We start from the raw sequence: 1,672 nt of genomic DNA, 5'->3' as shown, positions 1-1,672 counted from the left end.
AGAACATCGCCGCCTTCGGCGGTGACCCGCACAACGTCACCCTCTTCGGCCAGTCGGCCGGGGCGACCATCGTCGGCGGCGTCCTCGCCACCCCCCAGGCCGCAGGCCTCTTCCGCCGGGCGATCGTCCAGAGCGGCAGCGGCCTGGGGGCGTTCACCACCGAGCAGGCCGCCCGCGTCACCAAGGCGGCAGCCGAAGCCCTGGACATCGAGCCCCACGTCGACGCCTTCGCGGGCATCTCCGACGAGCGCCTGGTCGAGGCCGCCTCCCAGCTCGCCGGCATCGACCTGCAGACCGAGACCCACGGCGACCCACTGATCGGCCTCAGCCCCTTCAGCCTCGTCCTCGACACCCAGCCCGCCGCATCCGTCGCCGCCGGCCTCGCCGCCGACGTCGACCTGCTCGTCGGCACCAACACCGAAGAGGGCAACCTCTACCTGGTCCCGGTGGGCAAGTACGCCACCTCGACCGCAGCCGACGTCGACGAGGCGGCGAAACGCTCGCACCCGAACCCGGCACAGCTCGTCGACACCTACCGCAAGTCCCGCCCCGAAGCGTCCTTCGCGGAACTGCGCTCCGCCATCATGGCCGACGCCCTGTTCGGCGCGGGCAGCCGCGCCCTGGCCGGCGCCCATGCCGCCCACCCGAAGTCCGCCACCTACGCCTACGAGTTCGCCTGGCGCTCCCAGGCCCTGGACGGAGAGCTCGGCGCCACCCACGCGGTCGAACTGCCCTTCGTCTTCGACCTCATCGACCGGCCCGAACTCAACGGCCCCAACGCCCTGCTCGGCCCCGACAAGCCCCCGGCGAACTTCGCCACCCGCGTCCACGAGACCTGGATCCGGTTCGCCGCCACCGGCGACCCCGGCTGGGACCCCTACGACACCGAGCGCAGGGCCACGATGCACATCGACGCCGAGTGGACCCAGATCGACGACCCCCGCAGCCAGGAACGACAGGCCTGGAACTGACGCTCCGACCGACCCTTCTCAAGGACACACCATGACCAGAACCATCATCACCACCGAGAACGCACCCTCTCTCCCGGCCCCACTGTCCCAGGGCATCCGCAAGGGCCCCGTCCTGCAGGTCTCCGGACAGCTCCCCTTCGACCCCGACACCGGCGAAGTCGTCGGCACCACCGTCGCCGAGCAGACCACGCAGGTACTGCGCAACGTCACCGCCGTCCTCAAGGCGGCCGGCGCGGGCCTGGAAGACGTCGTCATGCTCCGCGTCTACCTCACCGACCCCGCCCACATGGCCGAGATGAACGAGGCCTACGCAGCGGCCGTCGGCGGGCCCTTCCCCGCCCGCACCACCGTCTACATGCAGCTCCCGCCGGGACTGCTCGTCGAGATCGACGCCCTGGCCGTACTGGACGACTGATCACGATGGCCGGTCGTCTGACAAGGGCGTGCACCAACCTGAGGGTTCCACCGGCGCACCTGCTCGACGCCCTGTGCGCACTGGTCGGACGACCGGCACCTCCCCGCGGGTCTCACCCCGTACGCCGCATCCACGAACGGGTGCTCCAAGCAGCCGGGTCGGTGCCGCCGGGCGTGCTCGAGCCGGGCGACGTGTGCGCGGCCACATACGTGCGCGCGGGCCTCCTGAACGCCGAAATCCCGGCCCCGTCGGACACGGCCGTCCTCTGCATCCGGCGCACGGTCGA

At 71.4% G+C, this 1,672-nt stretch carries 2 protein-coding genes; both read left to right on the top strand.

Annotation, left to right across the window (positions count from 1 at the left end; translation table 11 throughout):
• Positions 1-971 (top strand): carboxylesterase family protein (locus tag ACIBK3_RS46760; RefSeq protein WP_399374776.1); only part of this gene is annotated, 971 nt, incomplete at its 5' end.
• 31 nt (positions 972-1,002) lie between these two features.
• A complete protein-coding gene (locus ACIBK3_RS46755) occupies positions 1,003-1,386 on the top strand; it encodes a RidA family protein (RefSeq protein WP_399374774.1) in 384 nt (127 codons plus the stop codon).
• Positions 1,387-1,672 lie beyond the last annotated feature (286 nt).

Source organism: Streptomyces sp. NPDC050287 (assembly GCF_044459385.1).
Classification (GTDB): domain Bacteria; phylum Actinomycetota; class Actinomycetes; order Streptomycetales; family Streptomycetaceae; genus Streptomyces.
The sequence above is the reverse complement of the archived record's forward strand: the minus strand, read 5'-3'. Positions and strand labels throughout refer to the sequence as shown.

Coding starts and splice junctions, on each gene's coding strand:
- ACIBK3_RS46755 (WP_399374774.1), top strand. CDS start 1,003: ATGACCAGAACCATCATCACCACCGAGAACGCACCCTCTCTCCCGGCC.